Annotated in this window: 23 protein-coding genes; 15 read left to right on the top strand and 8 right to left on the bottom strand. The window is 65.9% G+C overall.

What is annotated here, in order from left to right:
* The first annotated feature begins 41 nt into the window (after positions 1 to 41).
* Both acs and AC1RP5_RS03385 read left to right on the top strand, forming a co-directional pair.
* On the top strand, positions 42 to 1,979 hold the full coding sequence (gene acs / locus AC1RP5_RS03390; RefSeq protein WP_493109167.1) for an acetate--CoA ligase: 1,938 nt from the start codon (positions 42 to 44) through the stop codon (positions 1,977 to 1,979).
* A gap of 8 nt (positions 1,980 to 1,987) precedes the next feature.
* On the top strand, positions 1,988 to 3,331 hold the full coding sequence (locus tag AC1RP5_RS03385) for an amidase (protein ID WP_493109166.1): 1,344 nt from the start codon (positions 1,988 to 1,990) through the stop codon (positions 3,329 to 3,331).
* A gap of 139 nt (positions 3,332 to 3,470) precedes the next feature.
* Here AC1RP5_RS03385 and AC1RP5_RS03380 read toward each other — a convergent pair whose 3' ends face one another.
* Positions 3,471 to 4,106, bottom strand: a complete 636-nt coding sequence (locus AC1RP5_RS03380) for a flavin reductase family protein (RefSeq protein ID WP_493109165.1) — start codon at positions 4,104 to 4,106, stop codon at positions 3,471 to 3,473.
* Positions 4,107 to 4,116: 10 nt separating this feature from the next.
* Positions 4,117 to 5,307: an NAD(P)/FAD-dependent oxidoreductase gene (locus AC1RP5_RS03375; RefSeq protein ID WP_493109164.1), complete on the bottom strand. Its 1,191-nt coding sequence runs from the start codon at positions 5,305 to 5,307 to the stop codon at positions 4,117 to 4,119.
* A 54-nt stretch (positions 5,308 to 5,361) separates the two neighbouring features.
* On the opposite strand from AC1RP5_RS03375, the gene AC1RP5_RS03370 reads away from it, so the two are divergent.
* From AC1RP5_RS03370 to AC1RP5_RS03335, 8 genes are all read left to right on the top strand, one after another.
* On the top strand, positions 5,362 to 5,952 hold the full coding sequence (locus AC1RP5_RS03370; RefSeq protein WP_493109163.1) for an SCO family protein: 591 nt from the start codon (positions 5,362 to 5,364) through the stop codon (positions 5,950 to 5,952).
* Positions 5,953 to 6,028: 76 nt separating this feature from the next.
* A complete protein-coding gene (locus AC1RP5_RS03365) occupies positions 6,029 to 7,249 on the top strand; it encodes a polyhydroxyalkanoate depolymerase (RefSeq protein ID WP_493109162.1) in 1,221 nt (406 codons plus the stop codon).
* Between the two features lie 74 nt (positions 7,250 to 7,323).
* Positions 7,324 to 8,127 carry a mechanosensitive ion channel family protein gene (locus AC1RP5_RS03360; protein ID WP_493109161.1) on the top strand — a complete coding sequence of 268 codons (804 nt, stop codon included), beginning with the start codon at positions 7,324 to 7,326 and terminating at the stop codon, positions 8,125 to 8,127.
* Between the two features lie 17 nt (positions 8,128 to 8,144).
* Positions 8,145 to 9,008, top strand: coding sequence for a metallophosphoesterase (locus tag AC1RP5_RS03355; protein ID WP_493109160.1), 864 nt, complete (start codon positions 8,145 to 8,147; stop codon positions 9,006 to 9,008).
* Positions 9,009 to 9,083: 75 nt separating this feature from the next.
* Positions 9,084 to 9,485 (top strand): YciI family protein, encoded by a 402-nt coding sequence (locus AC1RP5_RS03350; RefSeq protein WP_493109159.1) that lies wholly within the window; start codon positions 9,084 to 9,086, stop codon positions 9,483 to 9,485.
* On the top strand, positions 9,482 to 10,723 hold the full coding sequence (locus tag AC1RP5_RS03345; RefSeq protein ID WP_493109158.1) for an RNA polymerase sigma factor: 1,242 nt from the start codon (positions 9,482 to 9,484) through the stop codon (positions 10,721 to 10,723). Before AC1RP5_RS03350 ends, AC1RP5_RS03345 begins: the two co-directional genes overlap by 4 nt.
* A gap of 83 nt (positions 10,724 to 10,806) precedes the next feature.
* Complete coding sequence (locus tag AC1RP5_RS03340; RefSeq protein ID WP_493109157.1) at positions 10,807 to 11,214, top strand: VOC family protein; 408 nt, start codon at positions 10,807 to 10,809, stop codon at positions 11,212 to 11,214.
* Positions 11,215 to 11,216: 2 nt separating this feature from the next.
* Positions 11,217 to 11,606 carry a DoxX family protein gene (locus tag AC1RP5_RS03335; protein WP_493109156.1) on the top strand — a complete coding sequence of 130 codons (390 nt, stop codon included), beginning with the start codon at positions 11,217 to 11,219 and terminating at the stop codon, positions 11,604 to 11,606.
* A gap of 7 nt (positions 11,607 to 11,613) precedes the next feature.
* Here the strand turns inward: AC1RP5_RS03335 and AC1RP5_RS03330 are convergent, their stop codons facing one another.
* The 3 genes from AC1RP5_RS03330 to recQ form a co-directional block, all read right to left on the bottom strand.
* Complete coding sequence (locus tag AC1RP5_RS03330; protein WP_493109155.1) at positions 11,614 to 13,659, bottom strand: ATP-binding protein; 2,046 nt, start codon at positions 13,657 to 13,659, stop codon at positions 11,614 to 11,616.
* On the bottom strand, positions 13,656 to 15,149 hold the full coding sequence (locus AC1RP5_RS03325) for an ATPase domain-containing protein (RefSeq protein ID WP_493113286.1): 1,494 nt from the start codon (positions 15,147 to 15,149) through the stop codon (positions 13,656 to 13,658). Before AC1RP5_RS03325 ends, AC1RP5_RS03330 begins: the two co-directional genes overlap by 4 nt.
* Positions 15,150 to 15,265: 116 nt before the next feature.
* Positions 15,266 to 17,086 carry a DNA helicase RecQ gene (gene recQ, locus AC1RP5_RS03320; protein ID WP_493109154.1) on the bottom strand — a complete coding sequence of 607 codons (1,821 nt, stop codon included), beginning with the start codon at positions 17,084 to 17,086 and terminating at the stop codon, positions 15,266 to 15,268.
* A 160-nt stretch (positions 17,087 to 17,246) separates the two neighbouring features.
* On the opposite strand from recQ, the gene AC1RP5_RS03315 reads away from it, so the two are divergent.
* Both AC1RP5_RS03315 and AC1RP5_RS03310 read left to right on the top strand, forming a co-directional pair.
* Positions 17,247 to 17,456 carry a DUF3309 family protein gene (locus AC1RP5_RS03315; RefSeq protein WP_493109153.1) on the top strand — a complete coding sequence of 70 codons (210 nt, stop codon included), beginning with the start codon at positions 17,247 to 17,249 and terminating at the stop codon, positions 17,454 to 17,456.
* 64 nt (positions 17,457 to 17,520) lie between these two features.
* Positions 17,521 to 17,877, top strand: a complete 357-nt coding sequence (locus tag AC1RP5_RS03310) for a hypothetical protein (RefSeq protein WP_493109152.1) — start codon at positions 17,521 to 17,523, stop codon at positions 17,875 to 17,877.
* Positions 17,878 to 18,025: 148 nt separating this feature from the next.
* Here AC1RP5_RS03310 and AC1RP5_RS03305 read toward each other — a convergent pair whose 3' ends face one another.
* The 3 genes from AC1RP5_RS03305 to AC1RP5_RS03295 are packed head-to-tail and all read right to left on the bottom strand — an operon-like array spanning position 18,026 to position 21,395.
* Positions 18,026 to 18,799 carry a short-chain dehydrogenase/reductase gene (locus tag AC1RP5_RS03305; protein WP_493109151.1) on the bottom strand — a complete coding sequence of 258 codons (774 nt, stop codon included), beginning with the start codon at positions 18,797 to 18,799 and terminating at the stop codon, positions 18,026 to 18,028.
* Positions 18,800 to 18,811: 12 nt separating this feature from the next.
* Complete coding sequence (locus AC1RP5_RS03300; protein ID WP_493109150.1) at positions 18,812 to 19,702, bottom strand: MBL fold metallo-hydrolase; 891 nt, start codon at positions 19,700 to 19,702, stop codon at positions 18,812 to 18,814.
* Between the two features lie 16 nt (positions 19,703 to 19,718).
* Positions 19,719 to 21,395, bottom strand: a complete 1,677-nt coding sequence (locus tag AC1RP5_RS03295; RefSeq protein WP_493109149.1) for a hypothetical protein — start codon at positions 21,393 to 21,395, stop codon at positions 19,719 to 19,721.
* 124 nt (positions 21,396 to 21,519) lie between these two features.
* On the opposite strand from AC1RP5_RS03295, the gene AC1RP5_RS03290 reads away from it, so the two are divergent.
* The 3 genes from AC1RP5_RS03290 to AC1RP5_RS03280 all read left to right on the top strand — a co-directional run bounded on the left by AC1RP5_RS03290 (position 21,520) and on the right by AC1RP5_RS03280 (position 23,839).
* Positions 21,520 to 22,671, top strand: coding sequence for a CaiB/BaiF CoA transferase family protein (locus AC1RP5_RS03290; protein ID WP_493109148.1), 1,152 nt, complete (start codon positions 21,520 to 21,522; stop codon positions 22,669 to 22,671).
* A gap of 73 nt (positions 22,672 to 22,744) precedes the next feature.
* A complete protein-coding gene (locus AC1RP5_RS03285; protein ID WP_493109147.1) occupies positions 22,745 to 23,440 on the top strand; it encodes an EI24 domain-containing protein in 696 nt (231 codons plus the stop codon).
* A 9-nt stretch (positions 23,441 to 23,449) separates the two neighbouring features.
* The gene (locus AC1RP5_RS03280) at positions 23,450 to 23,839 is read left to right on the top strand and encodes a hypothetical protein (protein WP_493109146.1); all 390 of its coding nucleotides are present in this window, start codon (positions 23,450 to 23,452) and stop codon (positions 23,837 to 23,839) included.
* The last annotated feature ends 5 nt before the right edge of the window (positions 23,840 to 23,844 follow it).

Here is a 23,844-nt window from a genome sequence, read left to right as displayed (position 1 = left end):
AGGTAATTCAGGGCATAAAGCCGAACGCCGGAGGAAGAGCCATGGCCGATGAGGTGATCGCCGTCAGCGCCGAGTGGGCCAAGCGCGCCTATGTCGACGATGCCAAGTACAAGGCGATGTACGAGGCTTCGATCAAGGATCCCGCCAAGTTCTGGGACGAGCACGGCAAGCGGGTCGACTGGATCAAGCCCTACACGCCGGCTGCCGTGCGCGACGTCGACTATAATGGCGACGTCCGCATCCGCTGGTTCCACGACGGCGTGCTGAACGTCTCGGCCAACTGCGTCGATCGTCACCTCGCCAAGCGCGCCGACCAGACCGCCATCATCTGGGAAGGCGATGATCCGTCGAAGTCGAAGAAGATTACCTACCGCGAGCTGCACGGCGAAGTCTGCCGCATGGCCAACGCGTTGAAGGAACTCGGCGTCAAGAAGGGCGACCGGGTCACCATCTACCTGCCGATGATCCCCGAGGCGGCCTACGCGATGCTGGCCTGCACGCGCATCGGCGCCATCCATTCGGTCGTGTTCGGCGGCTTCTCGCCCGACAGTCTCGCCAACCGCCTGGTCGACTGCGACAGCAACGTCGTGATCACCGCCGACGAGGGCCTGCGCGCCGGCAAGCACGTGCCGCTGAAGGCCAATTGCGACGAGGCGCTGAAGAAGGCGCCGGGCGTGAAGAAGGTGCTGGTGGTGAAGCACACCGGTGGCAAGGTCGGCTGGGATGCCGGCCGCGACGTGTGGTGGCATGAGATCGCCGCCAAGGTGCCGGCCGACTGCGCGCCGGAGCCGATGGGCGCGGAGGATCCGCTGTTCATCCTCTATACGTCAGGCTCGACCGGCAAGCCGAAGGGCGTGCTGCACACGACCGGCGGCTACATCGTCTTCGCGTCGATGACGCATCAGTACGTGTTCGATTATCATGACGGCGACGTCTACTGGTGCACCGCCGACGTGGGCTGGGTGACCGGCCACAGCTACATCCTCTACGGACCGCTGGCGAACGGCGCCACGACCCTGATGTTCGAGGGCGTGCCCAACTATCCCGATTCCAGCCGCTTCTGGCAGGTGATCGACAAGCATCAGGTGAACATTTTCTACACCGCGCCCACGGCCATCCGCGCGCTGATGCGCGAGGGCGAGGCGCCGGTGAAGAAGACGAGCCGTAAGAGCCTGCGCCTGCTGGGTTCGGTCGGCGAGCCGATCAATCCCGAGGCCTGGCTCTGGTATCACCGCGTCGTGGGCGACAGCCGTTGCCCGATCGTCGACACCTGGTGGCAGACCGAGACCGGCGGCATCCTGATCACGCCATTGCCCGGCGCCACGGCACTGAAGCCCGGCTCGGCGACCAAGCCGTTCTTCGGCGTGCAGCCGGTGATGGTCGATGCCGAAGGCAAGGAGCTGCAAGGCGCCTGCACCGGCAATCTCTGCCTGATCAATTCGTGGCCCGGCCAGATGCGCTCGGTCTATGGCGATCACCAACGCTTCATCGAGACCTACTTCAAGACCTATCCGGGCAAGTACTTCACCGGCGACGGCGCGCGTCGCGACGAGGACGGCTACTACTGGATCACCGGCAGGGTCGACGACGTGATCAACGTCTCGGGTCATCGCATCGGCACCGCCGAGGTCGAGAGCGCGCTGGTCGCCAACACCAAGGTGGCCGAGGCTGCCGTGGTGGGCTTCCCGCACGACATCAAGGGCCAGGGCATCTATGCCTACGTGACCTTGAAGGCCGGCGAGCAGTCCTCCGAGGAACTGCGCAAGGAACTGGTCGCCTGGGTGCGCAAGGAGATCGGCCCAATCGCCACGCCCGACGTCATCCAGTGGGCGCCCGGCCTGCCCAAGACGCGCTCGGGCAAGATCATGCGCCGCATCCTGCGCAAGATCGCCGAGAACGACTTCAGCAACCTGGGCGACACGTCCACCCTCGCCGACCCGATGGTGGTCGACGATCTCGTCAAGAACCGCGGCAAGTAAGGAACCCGATGGCCAACCCGACGATCACCCAGCTCGCCGCGGACCTGGCCGCCGGCCGCACCACCTCGACGAAGCTCACCGAAGAGGCCTTCGCCCGGATCGAGGATCCCAAGGGCGAGGGCAGCCGCGTCTTCGTGAAGGCCTGGAAGGACCAGGCGATGGCCGCCGCGCAGGCGAGTGACACGATGCGCAAGGCGGGCCTCGTGCCCTCGCCGCTTGCCGGCATCCCGGTCTCGATCAAGAACCTGTGCGACGTCGCAGGCGAGACGACGCTGTCGGGCTCGAAGGCGCTCGACGACGCCAAGCCCGCCACGGAGGATGCACCCGTCGTGGCGCGCCTGCGCGCGGCCGGCGCGGTGATCGTCGGCAGCACCAACATGAGCGAATTCGCCTTCTCCGGCGTCGGCTTCAATCCGCATTACGGCACGCCGGGCAATCCGGCCGACCGCACGCGCGTGCCGGGCGGATCCTCCGCCGGCGCGGCCGTCTCGGTGGCCGACCGCATGGCCGTCGCGGCGCTGGGCACCGACACTGGCGGCTCGGTGCGCATTCCCGCCGCGGTCTGCGGCCTGGTCGGCTTCAAGCCGACGGCGCGTCGTGTGCCGATCGATGGCGTCATTCCGCTCTCGACCTCGCTCGATTCGATCGGCCCGCTCGCCAATTCGGTCGAGGACTGCGCCATCGTCGATGGCGTCTTCGCGGCCGAGCCAATCTCGGTGCCCGAAGCGGCGCCGCTCGCCGGCCTGCGCTTCGCCATCCCCAAGCACTTCGTGATGGACGACCTCGACACGACCGTCGCCAAGGCCTTCGAGCGTGCCTGCAAGGCGCTGGCTGCCAAGGGCGTGAAGATCGAGCAGATCGACCTCGCCGAACTGAACGAGCTGCCCGTCATCAACGCCAAGGGCGGCTTCGCGGCATCGGAAGCCTATGCCTGGCACAAGGACCTGATCGCGCGCCGCGGCAAGGATTACGACCCGTTCGTCCATCCACGCATCATGCGCGGCAAGGACATGACCGCCGCCGATTACATCGAGCTGCTGGCCAAGCGCGCCGACCTCTGCCGCCGCGTCTCGGCGATCACTTCCAACTACGACGCGGTGATCATGCCGACCTGCGCCATCGTGGCGCCGACGATCGAGGAAATCTCGACGCCCGAGGGCTTCACCAAGAAGAACCTGCTGCTGCTGCGCAACACCACGGTCGGCAACTTCCTCGACCGCTGCGGCATCAGCCTCCCCTGCCACGCCAAGGGCGAGCTGCCGGTCGGCTTCATGCTGATGGGCGAGGCAATGGCCGACAAGCGCGTGCTGGCGATGGCGCGCTCCGTGGCGCCGGTCGTCGCGGGGCAGTAACAGAAAACTCCGTCGTCTCGACCGGAGCGCGCAGCGCGGAGTGGAGAGACCTTCTCTCCACCAAAAGCCGTCAAATCGTAGAGAGAAGGTCTCTCCACTACGCCGAGGTACGCTCGGCTCCGGTCGAGACGACGGGATCTCACTGATACCGGGGATCGTCCGGGCGGCGCATCTTCCAGACGTTTTCGGTGGTCGTGTATTCGCTGTAGCCCAGCCGCGCGACCGGCTTCATCGACATGATGTCGACCCGGCCGTCCTTGAGCAGGCTGTCGTCGATATGAATGCCGACGACCTGGCCCAGCACGATCGAGCCGCGCTTGGCCTCGAAGCCCGGCTCTTCCGGCAGCTCGATGGTCTTCCAGTACTTGCACTCGAGCGCGACCGGCGATTCCTTGACCCGCGGCGGCTTCACGAAGCGGCACGGTTCGGGCGTGAGACCGGCGAGCTTCATCTCGTCGATGCCGTAGGCCACCATCGCGGTGGTGATGTTCATCTTCTCGCTCATCTCCGCGGTCACCATGTTGACCACGAACTCGCCGGTCTCCTCGGCGTTCATGCGGCTGTGCTTGGTCGGCGTGTCGCCGTAGGTGCCGGTGATGGCGAAGTAGACCATCGGCGGGAACTCACCGACGCCGTTGTAGAAGCTGTAGGGCGCGAGGTTGACCCTGCCCTGGCCGTCGACTGTCGAGATCCAGCCGATCGGCCGCGGCACGATCAGCGCCTTCAACGGATCCTGCGGCAGTCCATGGTCGCGCTTCGAGGCATCGTAGAACATCGCTCTTTCCTCACCCGAATTTCACTGGTGGTGTCTGCACTGTCGGCGCGGCCGCATCAAGCAGCGCCTGCCGGTCGCCTGACCGAGGCGGATAGATGCGTTCGCGGTTTATGAGTTCCTTGGTGCGCTTGGCCGTGGCACCGCGCGAGACCAGCTTGCGGTCCCAGCCCTCGGTGTAGAGCGCACCCCACGGCCCGAGATCGAGGATCGTCGTGTACCAGCCGATTTCGAGCGGCAGCCTCTTCTCGCCCAGCAAGTCACAGACGGCGTTGTGGCCGGCGAAGCGGCCCATCGGCCGGCCGTGCTGGCAGGACATGACACAGCCATGCATCCCGTCGATCGGGAACGTGGCCACATCGCCCGCCGCGAACTCGGCGGCGAGCCCCTCGATCTTCAGTGTCGCATCGACCGGCAGGCGGCCGAGCCGGTCGCGCTCCACCGGGAAGGCCGACGTCAACGGATGGGCCCGCATGCCGGCACACCATACGACCGTCGCCGCCTCGATGCGCTCGCCACCCTGCAAGGTCGCGCCCCGTTCATCGACCGCAGCGACCGACACGCCACCGCGCATTTCGACATCCAACGCCTGCAGCGCTTCCTCGATGACCGGCACCGCCTCCGCCCCCATGTCCGAGCCGATGCGCGACGCATGATCCGCCAGGATCACGCGTGGCGAAGCAATGCCGGCGGCGCGCAGCTTGCCCGGCATTTCGGCCGCCGCCTCGATGCCGGTCAGGCCACCGCCCACGACCAGCACCGTCGAAGCATCCGCGGGTAGCTTTGCGATGTGTTCGTTGAGCCGCATCGCCGCGTCATAGGTGTCGACGTCGAACCCATACTCGGCGAGGCCGGGCACCGGCGGCCGCGCGAGCTGACTCCCCAGCGCGAAGACGAGGCGGTCGTAGCCGATCTGCCGCACCGCGCCCTCGCTCTCGTAGGAGACGATGCGGCTCGCAACGTCGATGGCCGTCACCTTGCCCTGGAGACGGAGCACACCGACCGGTGCCAGCACGCTGTCGAGCGCCACGCGCGTATCGGACAGGTCGGCCTCATAGTTGCGCACGCGGATCGAGTGCCATTCCGTGTCGTTCAGCAGCACGATCTCGAGATCGGCGCCCAGCACCTCGCGCGCGCGCGCCGCGGCCAGCGCGCTCCACAGGCCCGCGAACCCACCGCCCAGAACCAGGATCCGGCTCTTCATCACATCGGGTTGTGCGACGAGGCGTCCGGCTTGTCGAGCCGGGCCGGCAGGCCCATGTTCCGCGCCATGTCACGCACCATGAAGGCGCTGCTGGGCGTCTGGATCGCCGCCCTCGCCGTCGCCGCCGGCTGGATCGCCTGGGACGCCACCCAAGGCGGCAAGCCGTCGATCGGCGGGCCGTTCAAGCTCGTGGACCAGGACGGCCGCCCCTTCTCCAGCGACCAGCTCAAGGGCAAGCCGACCTTGATCTATTTCGGCTTCACCTATTGCCCCGACGTCTGCCCGACCTCGCTGCTGCTGATGGAAACGGCGATCGAGAAGCTGGGGCCCGATGCCGCCAAGAAGGTGAACCTGGTGTTCATCACCGTCGATCCGGAGCGCGACACGCCGGCGCTGCTGAAGGGCTATGTGCCGAACTTCGGTGCGAACTTCATCGGCCTGACCGGCACGCCGCAGCAGATCGCCGACGTCGCCAAGGCCTATCGCGTCTATTACCAGAAGGTCCCGGGCAAGGACGGCTCGCCCTATCTCATGGACCATTCGTCGATCGTCTACCTGCTCGACCGCAACGGACGCTTCGTCACCCACTTCACCCACGACGCCAAGGCCGAAACCATGGCCAACGCCGTGGGACGGTTGCTCTAAGTCATTGATTCTTCACGATTGCTGCATCGCACTATGGGCGTGACAAGCCCCCGCTTGCGCGTACAATCCGCGCCCCATGCTTTACCAAGCGTACGAATTCCAGCGCCAGCTCGCCGTTCCCATCCGGATGTGGGCCAGCGCCCTCGAGCAGGTCTATTCCAGCCCCTACAATCCCTGGGCTGAGACGTGGTTCGGCAAGTCGGTCGCCGCCAGTGCGGAGATCATGACGCGCCTGACCCAGAACTACGGCAAGCCCGCGTTCGGGCTGAAGACCACTCAGGTCGGCGACGAGACCGTTGCCGTCAACGAAGAGATCCTGCTGCGCAAGCCGTTCTGCCAGCTCCTGCATTTCCATCGCGACACCACGCGGCGCGATCCGAAGGTGCTGGTCGTGGCGCCGATGAGCGGCCACTACGCCACCCTGCTGCGCGGCACGGTCGAGGCGCTGCTGCCCGATCATGACGTGCACATCACCGACTGGATAGATGCGCGTGAAGTGCCGCTGAGCCAGGGCAACTTCGACCTCGACGACTATATCGACTACGTGGCCGAGTTCTGCCGCTACCTCGGCCCCAATGTGCATGTCATCGCCGTCTGCCAGCCGTCGGTCCCGGTGATGGGCGCCGCCGCGCTGATGGCCGAGGCCAAGGAGCCGCGTCAGCCCAAGTCGATCACCCTGATGGGCGGCCCGATCGACACGCGAGTCAGCCCCACGGTCCCCAACGACCTCGCGATGCGCAACTCGATGATGTGGTTCCGCCAGAACGTCATCTCGACAGTGCCGCTCAACTATCCGGGCGCACTGCGCCGCGTCTATCCGGGCTTCCTGCAGCTCACCTCGTTCATCAGCATGAATCTCGACCGCCATGTGAACGCGCACATGCGGCAGTTCGAGCATCTGGTGAAAGGCGACGACAGTCCGGCCGAGGCGCATCGCGCCTTCTATGACGAATATCTCGCGGTCATGGACCTGAGCGCGGAATTCTATCTCCAGACCATCGATGTCGTGTTCAAGAGCCATCTGCTGCCGCGCGGCGAGTGGGTGAGCCGCGGCCGCAAGATCGATCCATCGTTCATCGAGACCGCCTTGATGACGGTCGAGGGCGAACTCGACGATATCTCGGGTGTCGGCCAGACCAAGGCCGCTCATGCTCTCACGCCGAACATTCCGGGCGCGCGTCATGTGCATTGGGAACAGCCGCGCGTGGGTCACTACGGCATCTTCAACGGCCGCAAGTGGCGTGAGCAGATCATGCCGCGCGTCCGCACCTTCATCCGCGAGAACGACGCCCTCTAGGATGCGAACACTTCAGCAACATATACGCTGAAGTCCGAGGCAACCCGCTCCGTCCAACCGGCGTTGGTTCCCTCATGGGTATCGAGCAACAGTGGAATAACGCCGCCAACGTCCTCGTGGCGCTGGTCACCACCTACGGCCTCCGGGTCGTCGGTGCTTTCCTCATTTTCTGCGTCGGCTGGATGACGTCACGGCTGCTCTATACCGCCGTCGTACGCCTCTGCCAGCAATCGCCGCGCATCGATCGCACTGTCGCGCTCTTCGTCGGCAATGCGGTGCGCTACACCGTTCTCGTCTTCACTTTCGTTGCGGTCCTCACGACCTTCGGTATCGCCACGACGAGTTTTGTCGCCGTGCTTGGCGCGCTGGGTATCGCCATCGGCCTCGCCCTGCAGGGTACCCTCAGCAATCTCGCCGCCGGTATCATGCTGGTCGTGTTCCGGCCCTTCCATATCGGCGACCGGGTCGAGACCGGCGGCGTCACGGGCGTCACGCGCGAGATCAATCTTTTCTTCACCGAGATCGACGGCGACGACAATACGCGGGTCATTATCCCGAACGGCAAGCTGTGGGGTGAGATCGTGAAGGTTCCAACGCGCAACGACACAGCGCGCATCGACCTCCTTGTGCCGCGGCCGGCCAACGAAGACGTCGGCACCTCGATCTCGCGCCTTAAGAAGCTGATCGAGCGAGACAGGCGTGCCCTGAACATATCGGCCATCGGCATCGAGACCCTCGAAGCCGACAAGTACACATTGGCTGCACAGGTCTGGACGCAGCGCGACTCCGTTACCGCGCTCAAGTTCGACCTCAACCGCAGCATCAAGGAAGAGTTCGACCGTAAGCCGCCTGCGGCGGTGGAGCGCCGCGCCGGATAGGGCTAACCTCGCCCTCCATGAGCGCCGCCGCACTGCCCGTCGAGATCTCCGAGTGGAAGCCCGCCCCCTTCGACGTGATGGGCGAGACCGTGTTCGCCATCGGCGATGTGCATGGCTGTGCCGCCGAGCTCCGGGCCTTGCTGGGCACGATCCGGACCCTCGCCGGCAATACGACGGGGAAGCGCCGTCTGGTCTATCTCGGCGACATGATCAATCGCGGCCCGGACAGTGTCGGCGTGCTGGAGCAATGGGCCCAGAGCGAAGAGGTCCATGGCGTCGACCACGTCGACCGCCTGATGGGCAACCACGAGATCATGATGATGCTCACTGTCGTCGGCGGGCCACATGCCCATAAGGCCGAGACAATGTGGCTGTCGAAGCGCATGGGCGGCCATATCCTGCTCGACGAGATGGCGGCCCGTGCCGGCCGCCCGGCCGCGCATGCCGACCAGACGCTTCTCCACGATGGATTGGGCGAGACGGTCGTGCACCGGTTGCAGGGCATGCGCTCGCATGTCCGGCTGGGCAACACGGTGTTCGTCCATGGCGGCCTCGATCCGCATGCCGAGGAGGACGAGTTCCTGGCCCGCCCCTGGCTGATCTTCACCGAGGCGCGCTGGGCGTGGATCAACCACGGCTTCCTCGACTGGAAGCAGGGTTTTGGCGGCACGCTGGTCGTCCATGGACATACGCCGCCCGACAAGCACCGCGCGATCAGCGGCATGGAAGACACGCACCTGTTTGAGGGCGATCGCCTGTGTCTCGATGGCGGCAGCGCCCGCACGGGCATCGTGGCGGGAGCGGAAATCCAGGACGGGCGCTATCGCATCCTGAAAGCCGGTATTCCGCTCGAGAATCCGGCCTCTTCCGACGCCGAATAGGCGATAATTTTTTGCTTCGGGCTGTCGGCAGACGGCCCGCTCGTACGTCCTGGGAAACAGAGGGACCGCAGATCCATGCTCTACGCCATTCTTTGCTACAATTCCGAAGAAGCCATCGGCTCGTGGTCGAAGGAGTACCACGACGAGACGATGACGAAGCTCTACGCCGTGCACGACAAGCTGGCCAAGCAGGGCCGCATCGGCCCGGTCGCCCGCCTGCTGCCGACCACGGCCGCCACGACCTTGCGCAAGGGCCGCGAGGAGATGGTGATCGACGGGCCGTTCGCGGAGACCAAGGAGCAGCTCCTGGGCTTCTACATCATCGACTGCGCCTCTCTTGAGGCTGCCATCGACACCGCGAAGGATCTGGCCAAGGCCAATCCCGGCACCGGCAGCTATGAGATCCGCCCGGTGGCCGAGTTCCATCCCAGCCAGCTTCCCGACGAACAGCGTCACGCGAAGAAGCCCGCGGCATGAACGATCTCGGCTGGATCGATCCGGTATTCAGCGCGGCGCGGCCCCAGGTCATGGGGGCGTTGCTGCGCTACTTCCGGAATCTCGATACGGCCGAGGAAGCCTTCCAGGAAGCCTGCCTGCGTGCCTTGAAGAACTGGCCGCAGAACGGCCCGCCGCGCGATCCGGCCGCCTGGCTGATCATGGTCGGGCGCAACGCGGCGATGGATCAGGTCCGTCGCCAGGCCAGGCAGACGGAGCTGCCGGACGAGTCCGTCCTGTCGGACCTCGACGATGCGGAGGCGTCGCTCGCCGACCGGCTCGACGGCGAGCACTACAAGGACGATATCCTGCGGCTGCTGTTCATCTGCTGCCATCCGGAGCTGCCGGCGACCCAGCAGATCGCGCTGGCGCTGCGCATCGTCTGCGGCCTGTCGGTGAAGCAGATCGCGCAGGCCTTCCTGGTCGGCGAAGCTGCCATGGAGCAGCGCATCACGCGGGCCAAGGCGCGCATCGGAAACGCCGGTGCCGCCTTCGAAACGCCGGGCGCACCCGAGCGCGCCGAGCGGCTCGCCGTCGTGGCGGCCATGATCTACCTGTTGTTCAACGAGGGCTATTCGTCGAGCAACAGCCGCGAGGCCGAGGTGCGGAAACCGCTGGCCGAGGAGGCGATCTGGCTGGTCCGCCTGCTGCTGCGCCTGTTCCCGACCGAGCCCGAGATCATGGGCCTCACGGCGCTGATGCTCCTGCAGCGCGCCCGTGCGAAAGCCCGCTTCGACGCGAACGGAAACATCGTCCTGCTCGAAGACCAGGACCGCAGCCTGTGGAGCCAACCGCGCATTGCCGAGGGGCTGGCCCTGATCGACAAGGCGATGCGCCACCGCCGGTCCGGCCCGTACCAGATCCAGGCCGCCATCGCGGCACTTCATGCGCGGGCCAAGCGGGCGGAGGATACGGACTGGGCGCAGATCGACCTACTCTACGCCAACCTCGAGCGTCTGCAACCCTCGCCCGTGGTGACGCTCAATCGCGCTGTCGCCGTCTCCAAGGTCCGCGGTCCGGAAGCCGCGCTCGAAATGATCGAGCCTCTCGGCGAACGGCTGAGCGGCTATTTCTATTTCCATGGCGTGAAGGGCGCGCTGCTGGAGAAGCTTGAGCGACCCGCCGAAGCTCGGGAAGCCTTCGGCCGTGCGATCGCGCTCGCCAACACCCCGGCCGAGGCCGCGCACATTCGCCAGCATCTCGACCGGCTGTCGCCGTAAGCTCGGAAAAAATTCCATGGCCGATGTCGGATCATCCGTCGGCCGTTCGTCCTCGGGATATGACACCAGCCAAGGAGACCGTCATGACAACTGCCCAGCCTCCCGTCCTCGGTGGCCCCTGCCCCTATTTGTCGGTGAACGGCGCCGGCAAGGCCGCCGACTTCTATGTAAGGGCGTTCGGCGCCCAGGAAGTCGCGCGCATGCCGCCCGACGACAAGGGCCGCTACATGCACATCCATCTCGTGATCAACGGCGGCTCGCTAATGCTGGCCGACCCCTTTCCCGAGCACGGCGCGCCGCTGGAGAAGCCGGCGGGCTTCATGCTCCACCTCCAGGTCGAGGACGTCGATGCTGCCTTCGACAAGGCGGTGAAGGCCGGCGCAACGGTGAAGATGCCGGTGCAGGACATGTTCTGGGGCGACCGCTACGGCCAGCTCGTCGATCCGTTCGGCGTCATGTGGACCATGGGCGCCCGCCTCAAGGCAGCCTGACCATGATCTCGCGCCCCGCGCTCTGGGCGGGCCGCATCATGAGCGGCCTTGCCATCCTATTTCTGCTCTTCGACGGCGCCATCAAGCTGCCGCCGCTGGAGATCGTGCTCACCACCTCGAAGGAAATGGGGCTTCCGGCGACCGAGTCGTTCGCGCGTTTCCTGGGCGTCGTGACCCTCGTTTCCACGGCGCTCTACGCCTGGCCGCGCACCGCCCTGCTGGGCGCGGTCCTGCTGACGGGCCTGTTCGGAGGCGCCATCGCCACGCACCTGAAGCTCGGAAGCCCGCTGTTCAGCCACACGCTGTTCGGCGTCTACCTCGGCCTTTTCGTGTGGGGCGGCTTGTGGTTGCGCGACCCGCGCGTGCGGCGGGTCATGCCGTTCCTCGACTAGCCGGACGTCAGCCGAGCAGGCCCTGGATCTGCTCGGCGAGTTCGGTCTGCTGATAGGGCTTGTTGAGGCGCGGCAGGTCGAACTTGCCGCGCGTCGGCAGGTCGGCATAGCCGGTGGCCAGCAGGATCGGCAGGCCGGGCCGCAGCGCCCGCGCTTCCTCGGCCAGTTGCAAGCCGGTCATGCCGGGCATGGCGTAGTCCGTGATCATCATGTCGATGGGCTTGCCGGTGCGCAGCACGTCGAGCGCCTCCGATCCCGACGAGGCCGCGACGACGATGTGTCCCAGATCCTCGAGCAACGAGGTGGTGCTGAGGCTGATGAGGAAATCGTCGTCGACGAACAGCAACGTCGCGCGACGCTTGATTTCGGGTGCATCCGATGCCGCTTCGACGACGGCGATCTCGGCCGCTCCTTCGGCGACAGGCAGCCAGAGTTCCGCCCGGGTGCCGCGACCGGGCGTGCTGAACAGGCGGAGGGCACCTTTCAGCTGCTGGGCGAGGCCATGGATCATCGACAGACCAAGCCCCGTTCCCTTGCCGACTTCCTTGGTGGAGAAGAACGGCTCGATCGCCTTGCGCAGCGTTTCGTCATCCATGCCCGAGCCCGTGTCGGACACGGTGAGCCTCACGTAGCGACCCGCAGCGAGATCACGTGTCGCGCCGGTCTCCGCCACGTCGAGCGCCAGGGTCAGCGTGCCACCGTCCGGCATGGCATCGCGGCTATTAACTGCGAGGTTGAGCAAAGCGAGCTCGACCTGATTGGCATCGACATGGGCCGGCGGGATACCCGGTGGAAAATTCTGCACCATCGTGACCGAGGGGCCGAGTGAGCGACGCAGCAGGTCATCCATGCCATGCACCAGCTCGGCAAGATCGACAGGCTTCGCATCGAGGGCCTGGTGACGCGCAAAAGCCAGAAGGCGCTGCGTCAGTGCGGCGCCACGTTGTGCGCCCTGCATCGCGCCGTCGATGAGCCGGTCGCTGGACGGGTTGGCCGGCACGCGCTTGCGCAGCAGCTCGAGATTGCCAATCACCGCCGTCAGCAGATTGTTGAAATCGTGGGCCACGCCGCCCGTGAGTTGGCCGATCGATTCCAGTTTCTGCATCTGGCGCAACTGCGCTTCCGTGCGCTCGCGCTCGGCGACCTGAGCTACCAGCTCGTCATGGGCGTTGCGAAGCTGCGCCGTCCGCTCCTCGACGCGCTTCTCCAATTGTTCGTTCATGTCCTGCAGCGCGGCCTCGGATGACTTGCGCTCGGTGATATCGGCGGCCAGGCCGACGAACCGTCGAGGCGCCCTTACGACGTCACGGACCAGACGTGCGCGGACCTCGAGCCAGATGATGCCGCCGTCGAGCCGCCTGAAGCGAAGATCGGCCGCGAAATCCTCGCCGGTCCTGACACTGTGGCCGAGCGCCTGCGTCACCTGGACACGATCGTCGGGCGCAATCCCGTGCATGAGATCGTCCAGCCCGACCTCCTGTGCGCCGGTCCGGCCGAGGATCGATTTCCCTTCGGCGGAGACGGCGAGGCGCGATGTTGCGAAATCGAACTCCCAGGCCGCGAGCCGCCCGGCATGCAGCGCGGTGCGCAGGCGTTGGTCGCTTTCGCTCAGGTTGGCGAGCAGCCGGCGGGTGTCGTGCTGGCGCCGCCTGCCCTTCACGGCCGCACGAGCGACGCTGAGCAGGGTCGTCGGATGGAAGGGCCGCTCGATGAACGAGACGTTGCCCAGCGTTTCCAGCCAGCGGGATGCAATAGGATTGCGCTCCGGCCCGCCGCCATGATTGGTCACCAGCAGGAACGGCAGGTCGGACCACGGCGGCTGATTGGCGAGCCAGATGGACAGAGGCTTCAAGTCCGCGCCGCGGATCGCTTCTTCCGTAATCAGCAGAAAGGCGACGTCATTGTCGAGGAAATCGACCACGGCCGCGAGGCCGGGGCACACGACGCACGACACGCCCGTCTGTTCGATCAGAGAACAAGCCACCGCCGCGTCGCGGCCCCTCGGGGCCAATACCAACGCTCGTAACGGCCGCTCGGCGTGCGGATCCGTCATCCGCGCGTTTGAGGTCGGGGAGGCGCGCGGTCTCCCGGCAGAGAGGGCGTGCCACGCAGAACCCCCTGGAATTGCGACAAGGGCTCGCCGATATGCACGCCCCTATCGATCCAGAATTCCCGGATCGTGTCCTCATGCTTGCCGCCGCGCTTCTTGATCACCGAGAGCGCTCGACGCACCGAACCCTCGGCCTCGAAGAAGCGCAGCAGGATCACGGCGTCGGCGAGATACGTCACGTCGACGGGCGACTTCATTTCGCCGACCAGCCCGTGCTGCGCCACCGTGAGGAAAGTCGAGACCCCGGCACGATTGAGATATTGGATAAGCTCGTGCATGTGCAGGATCAGCGCGTTTTCCTGCGGCATCGATGCCTGGTAGCCATTGAGACTATCGATCACGACCGTCTTCATCGCGGGATCGTCAGCAGCCCGACGAACGGTAAAAGCGAATTCGCCGGGTGACATTTCGGCTGCATCGAACTGCGTGATCTGCAGCCGGCCGGTGGCCTGCATCGCCGCGAAGTCGAAGCCCAGCGGCTTGGCCCGGTCGAACAACAGACCGAGTTCCTCGTCGAAGATGAACATCGCCGCCTTGTCGCCGTTGCGGACGGCTTCCGCCACGAATTGCCAGGCCAGGGTCGTCTTGCCCGAACCGGCCGGCCCGAGCAGCAGGGTGCTCGACCCCTGCTCGATACCGCCACCCAGCAGGCCGTCGAAGGCCGGAATGCCGGTACCGATGCGGCCACGAACAAACTCGCGACGATGCTCCGCCGCAACCAGCCGCGGAAACACGTGAGCGCCACCGGCGCGGATGACGAAGTCGTGGTAGCCACCCCGGAAACCCTGCGCGCGGTACTTCACGACCCTGAGGCGCCGGCGCTCGGCGCCATAGTCGGGAGTCATTTCTTCCAGTCGAATGACGCCGTGCGCGACACTGTGCACCGTCTTGTCGAGCGTGTCGGTCGTCAGGTCATCCAGCATCAGGACGGTGGCGCCGTGACGGGCGAAGTAATGCTTCATCGCCAGAATCTGGCGGCGGTAGCGTAGCGAGCTTTGCGCCAGCAGCCGGATTTCCGACAGTGAGTCGAGCACGATACGCTGCGCCTTACTGCGCTCGACGGCCTGGAAGATCAGTTTGACTGTCTCGCCGAGTTCCAGATCGGAGGAATAGAGCAGGCTCTGCTGATGGTCGGCGTCAAGCAGACTCTCCGGCGGCACGACCTCGAAGATCTCGATCTTGTCGTCGATTCGCCAGCCATGCGCATCCGCCGTGGCGCGTAGCTCCGATACGGTTTCCGACAGCGTGATGTAGAGGCCATGCTCTCCGGACTCCGCTCCCTCGATAAGGAAGCGCATGGCCATCGTCGTCTTGCCGGTCCCGGGACTGCCCTCGAGCAGGAAGACGCGACCAGCCGCGAGGCCCCCAAGGAGAATGTCGTCTAGGCCCGGCACACCCGTGCGGTCCTTCGACGTACCCGTCTTGGCCTCCATCCGAAATCTCCCCCAATCCCTGCAGCCAAAAGCCCGGAAATGCTCACTCCCATGTCCGGGCAGCGCGATTTTCACAACGTAGAAGTGCCGGAAAAAGTTCCGGAAGCGAACCGCTATCAGCTCGCGCGAGGCTCGATGATCGCCAGGAATTCGGCACCGTAGCGCTCCAGCTTGGCATCGCCGATCCCGTGGATTTCCCGCATCGCGGCTGCGGTCGTGGGGCGGTGAGTGGCAAGCTCTACCAAGGTGCGGTCGGAAAAAACCACATAGGCAGGAACATTTTGGGCCCGCGCCAGCTTGGTTCGCAGGGTACGCAGCGACTCCAGCAGGGCCGTGTCGGCATCGCCCACGATGGCGGCCGTCGCGGCGCGCCGGTCGCGACGCGCCCCCTTCGCCGAGGGCGTCGCGACGATCTTGCGCAACTCGACCTTCTGCTTGCCCTTCAGGACACCCCAGCCCTCGTCGGTGACCGACCAGCGACCGTGCTCCATCAGATCCTGCGCGATCAGCCCGACCGCGGAGAGCTGGCGGAATATCGAGCGCCAGTCGGTGGGCTTGCGGTCCTTCCCGACGCCGAAGGTCGGCAGCTTGTCGTGATTGAACTTCGTGACATTATCGGTGAGGTCGCCGGTCAGGATGGCGATGAGATGCTCCATGCCGAATCGCTCGCCGGTCCGTACGATAGCAGACATAGCCTTTTGCGCGTCGACCGTCGCATCGAACAGCTCGACGCCCTCCTGGCAGAGATCGCAATTGCCGCAGGTCTCCGACGCCTCGCCGAAATAGGCGAGCAGGGTCTGGCGGCGGCAGCGCGGTGCTTCGGCCAGCGACAGCAGCGCGCCCAGCCGCTGGCGCTCGATGCGCTTGCGCTCGTCCGAGGAATCGCCCTGCTCGATCTGCAGGCGCCGCAGTTGCATGTCGCCCAGGCCATAGAGCGTGAGCGTGTCGGCCGGCAGCCCGTCGCGACCGGCGCGGCCGATCTCCTGGTAGTAGGCCTCGACGTTGGACGGCAGGTCGGCGTGGCAAACGAAGCGCACGTCGGGCTTGTCGATGCCCATGCCGAAGGCGACGGTGGCGGTCATCACCAGACCGTCTTCCTGCTGGAAGGCATCCTGGTTGGCGTCGCGCACCGACTTCTCGAGACCCGCATGATAGGGCCGCGCGTTGATGCCGGCGGCCTTGAGCGTCTCGGCCAGCTCCTCGACCTTGCGGCGCGACGAGCAGTAGACGATGCCGCTCTCGCCCGGATGCGCCTGCACGAAGGACAGGACCTGCCGCGTCGAGCGTTCCTTGGGCTTGAAGGCGAGCTTGAGGTTGGGCCGGTCGAAGCTGCGCACGAACACGCGCGGCTCGGTGGCGAACAGCTTCTCGACGATGTCGCCGCGGGTCGGCGCATCGGCGGTCGCGGTGAAGGCCAGCGTCTGCAGGCGCCCACCAATCTGGCGCGCCAGATTGCCGAGCGTGAGATACTCAGGCCGGAAGTCGTGGCCCCATTGCGAGACGCAGTGCGCCTCGTCGATCGCCATCATCGTGACCTGCGCCTCGGCCAGCATCTCGACCGTGTCGGGCCGCGCCAGACGCTCCGGCGCGACGTAGAGCAGGCGCAACTCGCGGCGGCGCAGCAGGCCCATGACGCGCGAATTCTCGGACGGTTCGTTGCTCGAGTTGAGGCTGCCGGCAGCCACGCCGGCCGCGGTCAGCGCCTGCACCTGGTCGCGCATCAGGGCGATCAGCGGCGACACGACGAGCGTGAGGCCGGGTTTCACGAGGGCCGGCAGCTGGAAGCAAAGCGACTTGCCGCTGCCCGTCGGCATCACGGCCATGACGTTCTCGCCGTCGAGCACGGCGCGCACGATCTCCTCCTGCCCCGGCCGGAAGGCATTGAAACCGAAGACGGAATGCAGCAGCGAGCGGGCGCTGGAGAGGGGATCGTTCATTATTGGCTGCAAACTACCCCTGCCTACCGGCCTGCGACCATGTGGAATGCCGTCGCTGGGGGGATGAGGCACTGTCCGATCCCGTATCGCAAAAAGATCGCTTTTGCGCGGAACCCGCACCCCTCGTGCTCGTTCACCGACCAACAATAAGGGGATACGAATGCTGGGATTGAGCCTCGCCGTGCTGCTTGCGGCCGCGGGCATCGCGGCCTTTCCGTGCTGGCGGTACAGCGCCGGCTGGGGCTATGGGCCGAGCACCGTCGCAGGCGGGCTTCTCGTCCTCGTGGCGGCCGTGACCGTTAGCGAACATACCCCGTCCAGTTCCTCCCAGCAGACGGCCCCCGTACGGATCGTCGCCCAGCGCGTCTAAGCCAGAGGACTATTGAATCGCGTTTTGCTATCGCTTTCCCGGACATAATTACGGGAGACCGATCATGCTTCGCCTTGCCCCCTTGGCCGCCGCCGCCCTACTCGCAGTCTCGGCGTTCCCTGCCTTCGCGCTCGACTGCCCCAAGCCGCAGCCGACGGCCAAGCCCGGCATCCTCAAGGAAACGCCTGCGCAGGCCGCCGCGGTCGGCAAGCAGCTCACCAGCGGCGACACCTTCAATGCGATCGCGTCGGCGACCGCCGATCTGCGCATCCGCTACCCCGGAGTCGAGAGCGCCGAGGTGGTGAACTATCTCGTCACCGCCTACTGCCCGGCCGTCGCGGCCGACAAGAAGCTGAGCGAAGCGCAGAAGAAGTCGGCCGTCGACGGCTTCGCCGCCCAGGTGATGCGTCAGGTTTATTAGTCCTGCCGAACGCTTCCCCATTCAGATGGGGAAGTGCCCCGGTCTTACCGGGGCGATGGGGTCATGGGCGCCGCAAAGGTCATGACCCCTCCGTCGCGTAAGACGCGACACCTCCCCATTTGAATGGGGAGGAAAGCGATCGAATACCCTAGTGGCGGGCGGCTTGCCCGCCATCAAGGGTCACGACCACGCCGCTGATGTAGCTAGCGCGGTCCGAGGCCAGGAACACGGCGAGGTCGGCGACCTCGTCGGGCTCGGCGGCGCGGCCGAACGGCATGTGCGTCGTCAGTTCGGGCCAGCGCTCGGGATCGCCGAACTTCTGTTCGGCCACGCTGCGCAGCCGCGTCAGCATGCGGTCGGTACGGGTGGCCGGCGGATTGATCCCGACCACGCGCACGCCGTGATCGACGCTCTTCGAGCCCACCGCGCGCGTGAAGGCCATGATGCCGGCATTGCCCATCGTGCCGGCGACATAGTCGTAATTGAAGCTCTCGCCGGCGAGGCCGATCACATTCACGACCACGCCCTTCTTGCGAGCGTACATCTTTTCCAGCATGGCGCGCGTGGCGTTGACGTAGCCGAACACCTTGAGGTCCCAGGCCTCGCGCCACTTGGGCTCGGTCATGCCGAAGACGTCGCCCTGCGGGATGGCTCCGGCATTGTTCACCAGGATGTCGGCATGCCCCACGGCCTCGACGACGCTGCGCGCGACGTCGCCGTTGGAGAAGTCGGCGGGATGAATCTCGACCGGCACATTATGACGGGCGCGGATCTTGTCGCGCGCCGCTTCGAGCGATTCCTTGGAGCGCGAGGCGATGTGCACGGTGCAGCCCTCGGCCGCGAAACCCATCGCGCAGGCAAAGCCGATGCCACGGCTGCCGCCAGTGATCAGCACGGTCTTGCCGGAAAGCTTCATGTCCATTTGTCGTTCCCCCTATAGCCGGTAGACGCTGTCGATCGTCGCGCGTCCGTCCTCGGTCTTGACCCGTCCGTCCTTCACCATCTGGACGAGATGGGCCAGCATCGAACGACCGGCGGCCGGATGCAGGTGGACCGGCGTATCGGCGTAGTTCTTGGCGACCATCTGCGGGACGGTCTGCGGCCCGTCCTTGAGGCGCGCGATGATCTGCGCCTCGCGGCCCAGGCGATGCTCGATATAGGCCTGCACGAACGGGTTGGGGTCGCGGATCTCTGCGCCATGGGTCGGGATGTAGAGGCTCTCGTCGCGCGGCAGCAGCTTGCGCAGCGAGTTGAAGTAGTCGGCCATGTTGCCGTCGGGTGGCGAGATCACCGCCGTCGACCAGCCCATGACGTGGTCGCCTGACAGCAGCGCCTTGTCTTCCTTCACCGCGAAGCAGAGATGGTTGGAGATGTGGCCGGGTGTGTAGACCGCCTCGACGTTCCAGCCGTCGCCCTCGATCACGTCGCCGTCGTTCAGCTTGATGTCGGGCGCGAAGGAGAAGTCGCCGGCCTGCTCGGTCGTGACGCCTTCCGGCGTGGGATGCGGCCCGTAGCTGTAGACCTTGGCTCCGGTCGCCTTGGCGAGCGCGGGCGTCGCCGGCACATGGTCGATATGGGTGTGCGTCACCAGGATATGCGTCACCGTCTCGCCGCGCAGCGCGCGCAGCACGGCGTCGATATGCTCCTGATCGTCGGGACCGGGATCGACGACCGCGACATTGCCGTGGCCGATGATGTAGGTGCCGGTGCCCTTATAGGTGAAGGGGCTGGGATTGTTGGCGACGACCCTTCGGATCAGCGGCGTCACTTCCATCGCCGTGCCGTAGTCGAACTTGAAGTCTCTGATGAAGGGAATGCCGGCCATTTCAGCCTCGTTGGAACTACGGGGGCGTCAACTTGTAGAGCGAGTTCCTGATGTCGGCGCTGACATAGACGATGCCGGTGCGACCGACCGCGACACCCGTCGGCACCAGTGCAGGCGGGCCGCCCGGGAACGGTGCCAGGCCGATGTCGAGGTTCGAGGCGATCACGGTCTTGGCGCCAGTCGCCGGATCGATGGCGACGACCCGCTTCTGGCCGACCTCGGCCACGTAGAGCCGGCCGTCCGGACCGAGATCGATGCCTTCGGGCCCGGCGAGATTGTCGGCCACCACCTTGCGCGCGCCCGTGGCGACGTCGATCTGGGTGACGGCGCCGGCCGAGATCTCCGTGATGTAGATCAGCGGGCCCGCGCCATGGACCATGGCGACAGGGCCACGCAGTTCCTTGACGACGATGCTGCGTTCCTTGCCGTCGGCGCTCACCTTCACGAGGTTGCCGCTCGCCAGCTCGGCCACATACATCGTGCCATCGGCGAACTCGACGGCATCGACGGGCGCCGCGAAATCGCCCAGCGTCGCCACCAGCTTGCCGGTCTTGCGGTCGACCTTCTCGACGGTGTTGGAGAACCAGCTGCTGAGCAGCACGTTCTTCGTGCCGATCGAAATGCCGATCGGATAGGCGTGCGTGTCGCCATGCACGCGCAGTACGTCGGTGACCGCGCCATCGGCGCCGTCGACCGTGCGATAGCTGAACACGTCGGCGACATGCACCGTGTCCTTGCCGCCGTCGGTCGAGACGGCGAGGTCGGTCGGCACCGCGAGCTTGCCTTCGACGATCGTGCGATGGGCGCCGGTCTGCTTGTCGACCAGGTAGATGCCGTTGTCGGTCATAGACGACACGAACAGGCGGCCGCGCGAATCGAAGGCGAGGTTGTCGAGGCCGGGCTTCATCGAAGCCACCAGCTTCTTGGCCTTGCTGGTGAGGCTTACGCTCCAGATGCCGCCGGTGCCCGTGTCGACGACATAGACGTTGTCGCGGTTCTGCGGATCGATGTTGGCGGCGGCCGGGGTCTTGAAGCCCGAGGCGATCACCTCGGTGGCGCCGGTCTCGAGGTTCACCTTCACGATCTCGCCCTTGAACCACAGCGGGCCGTAGAGGAAGCCGTCGTCCTTGTGGACCTCGAAGCCGTTCAGGCCGCCGAGCTTCTCGGCGATGCGCCGCAACTCGGGCCGCCCCAGCGGCTTGAAGTCCGGCTTGTCGACGTTCTTGATGTCGATCTCGTAGAGCGCGTCGCCGAGGAAGACCTCGGACACGAACAGCCGTCCATCCTTGCCGAAGGCCAGCGAGTTGGGGCCGGTCATGCCGTTGGCGACCTCGATGGTCTTGCCATTGGGCTTGCGGATATAGACCTTGCCGATCAGGAATGCCGTCCAAGCCATGGTGCCGTCTTCGGCAAAGGCGATGTCGTCGGCCATGCCGGTCGGCGGATCGATCACGCGGTCGACCTCACCCGAATCGACCTGCACGCGATAAAGCGTCTGGCCGATCACGGAGCCGGCGAAGAGCTGGTCGTCCTTGTTGAAGGCAAGCCCGTGCACGCCATGGAACCACGATCCCGGCACCAGGAACTGCTGGCTGTATTCCTTGGGCGGCGGCGCTTCCGCCTGCTGCGCCCACGCGCTACCAACTACGCCGAAAGCAAGCACCGCCGTCGCGACAATGCGGCCCAACCCCATCCCGATTTCCTCCGACCGTCCCATTCGCGGCGCGAACTTTAGACCGGGTGATACGTTTTGTAACGCCGAACCCTTCGGCTACCATCGCCCGACAGAAGAACACGCATTCTGCAGGAGGGAAATCATGGCGGGTCCACTCTCGGGGCTGACGATCGTCGAACTGGCCGGAATCGGTCCGGGCCCGATGTGCTCGATGATGCTGGGCGACATGGGCGCCGACGTGATCCGCGTCGACCGCACCAAGGCGCACGTGATGGACCGCCTGGCCGACCCGAAGTTCGCGGTTCACAACCGGAGCCGCCGTTCGGTCTCGGTCGACCTGCAGAGCAAGGAAGGCGTCGAGGTCGTGCTGCGCCTGATCGAGAAGGCCGACGGCATGACCGAGCCGTTCCGCCCCGGTGTCGCCGAGCGGCTGGGTCTCGGGCCCGATGTCTGCCTGGCGCGCAATCCGAAGCTGGTCTACGGCCGCATGACCGGCTGGGGCCAGGAAGGGCCGCTCGCCAAGGCCGCCGGCCACGACATCAACTACATCGCGCTGACCGGCGCGCTGCATGCGATCGGCGGCAAGGACAAGCCGACGCCACCGCTCAACCTGGTGGGCGACTTCGGCGGCGGCGGCATGCTGCTGGCCTTCGGCATGGTGTGCGGCTTGCTCGAGGCGCAGCGCTCCGGCAAGGGCCAGGTGGTCGACGCCGCGATGGTCGACGGCACGGCGCTGCTGCTGGGCGCGCTCTATGGCATGTCCGGCGCCGGTCTCTGGAATTCCGAGGAGCGCGAGAGCAACCTGCTCGACGGCGGCGCACACTTCTACGGCACCTACGAGACCCGTGACGGCAAGCATGTCTGCATCGGCTCGATCGAGCCGCAGTTCTACGCCCTGCTGCTCGAAAAGACCGGTCTCAAGGACGAATCGCTGCCGGCACAGATGGATCGCAAGGCCTGGGCGCAGCTCAAGAGCCGCATGGGCGCCATCTTCAAGACCAAGACGCGCGACGAATGGTGCGAAATCATGGAAGGCACCGACATCTGCTTCGCGCCGGTCCTCACAATGAAGGAGGCCCCGAACCACGCGCACGCCAAGGCGCGCAATGCCTATGTCGACGTGGCCGGCTTCCCGCAGCCCGCGGCGGCCCCGCGCTTCTCGCGCACCAAGGAAGGCGTGAAGGGCCCCGCCGCCAAGCGCGGCCAGCACACCGACGAGATCCTGAGCGAGCGCGGCTTCTCGGCGAAGGAGATCGGCGAGCTGAAGGCCGCCGGCGTCGTCGGCGCTCAATGATCGCTGTCGTCGGACCGCGGACCTCCAGGTCCGCTCAAGCTCATGAGCGGGGCTGGAGCCCCGCGGTCCGTCGATGATCCGCGCCTTCGAACTGGCGGTAGCGCAGCTTGGCGATCCCAGGCTGCGCGGCATCGTCTGGCAATCGCTGGCGCTGTCGCTGGTGCTGCAGGTCGGCCTGGGCGTGCTGGCCTGGTGGGCGCTGCAATCCTTCGCGACGTTTCAGTGGAGCTGGGTCAACGAGACCATCCGCTGGCTGGGCGGCGGCGCCGTGGCGGTGCTGGCGCTGATGCTGTTTCCGGCGAGCTTCGGCATCGTGATCTCGATCTTCATGGAGAAGATCGCCGACATCGTCGAAGCCAAGCACTATCCGCAGCTCGGTCCGGCGCGCGGCATTCCGATGTGGACCGGCATCTGGTCGGGCCTCGTCTTCCTGGCCACCCTGGTGGTGATCAACCTTGTGATGATGCCCTTCTACCTGATCGCCCTGTTCATCGCCGGGCTGGGTGCTGTGCTCTTCTATGGCGTCAACGGCCTGCTGACCGGTCGCGAATATTACGAGCAGGTGGCCCTCCGCCGGCGTGATCCGGCGGAGGTCAAGGCCTGGCGCAAGGCCAATGCCGGCACCTTGTGGCTGACCGGTATCGTCATCGTCTTCCTCGGCACCATTCCGATCCTGAACCTGATCGTGCCGGTGCTCGGCGTCGCGATGATGGTCCATATCGCCCAGACGCTGAAGCCGCCCCTTAACCGGCCGGCATCGTCGCGTTAGACTGGCGTCATGAAATCCGCATACGGGGCACTTGCCGTCACCCTCCTGCTGGGAGGCTGCCAGACGGGCGGTACCCAGGAATATTCGCTCGGCGCCGGGGAAAGGGGCGTGTTCAGCTCGCGCAATGCCGGTTCGCCGATTCCCGCGGAACGCATCAAGGGCCTCGATGAGGCGCAGGTCGTGGCGCTGTTCGGCGCTCCCCAGCTCGATCGCAAGGACGGCACCGCCCGCGTGCTGCGCTACCAGTCGGACGCCTGCACGCTCTTCGTCACGATGTACCAGCGCAACGGCCAGCCGTTCGTTGCCGACTTCGCGGACGCCTACGACACGCAACTGCGCCCCCTGCCGACCGATCAGTGCGCCGGTTCCATCGCCGCACAGAAGAAGCGCGTTGCCTGAGGCCG

It is taken from the genome of Reyranella sp. GW821-FHT12G01, assembly GCF_058806575.1.
This window is presented reverse-complemented; position numbering and strand designations above follow the sequence as displayed.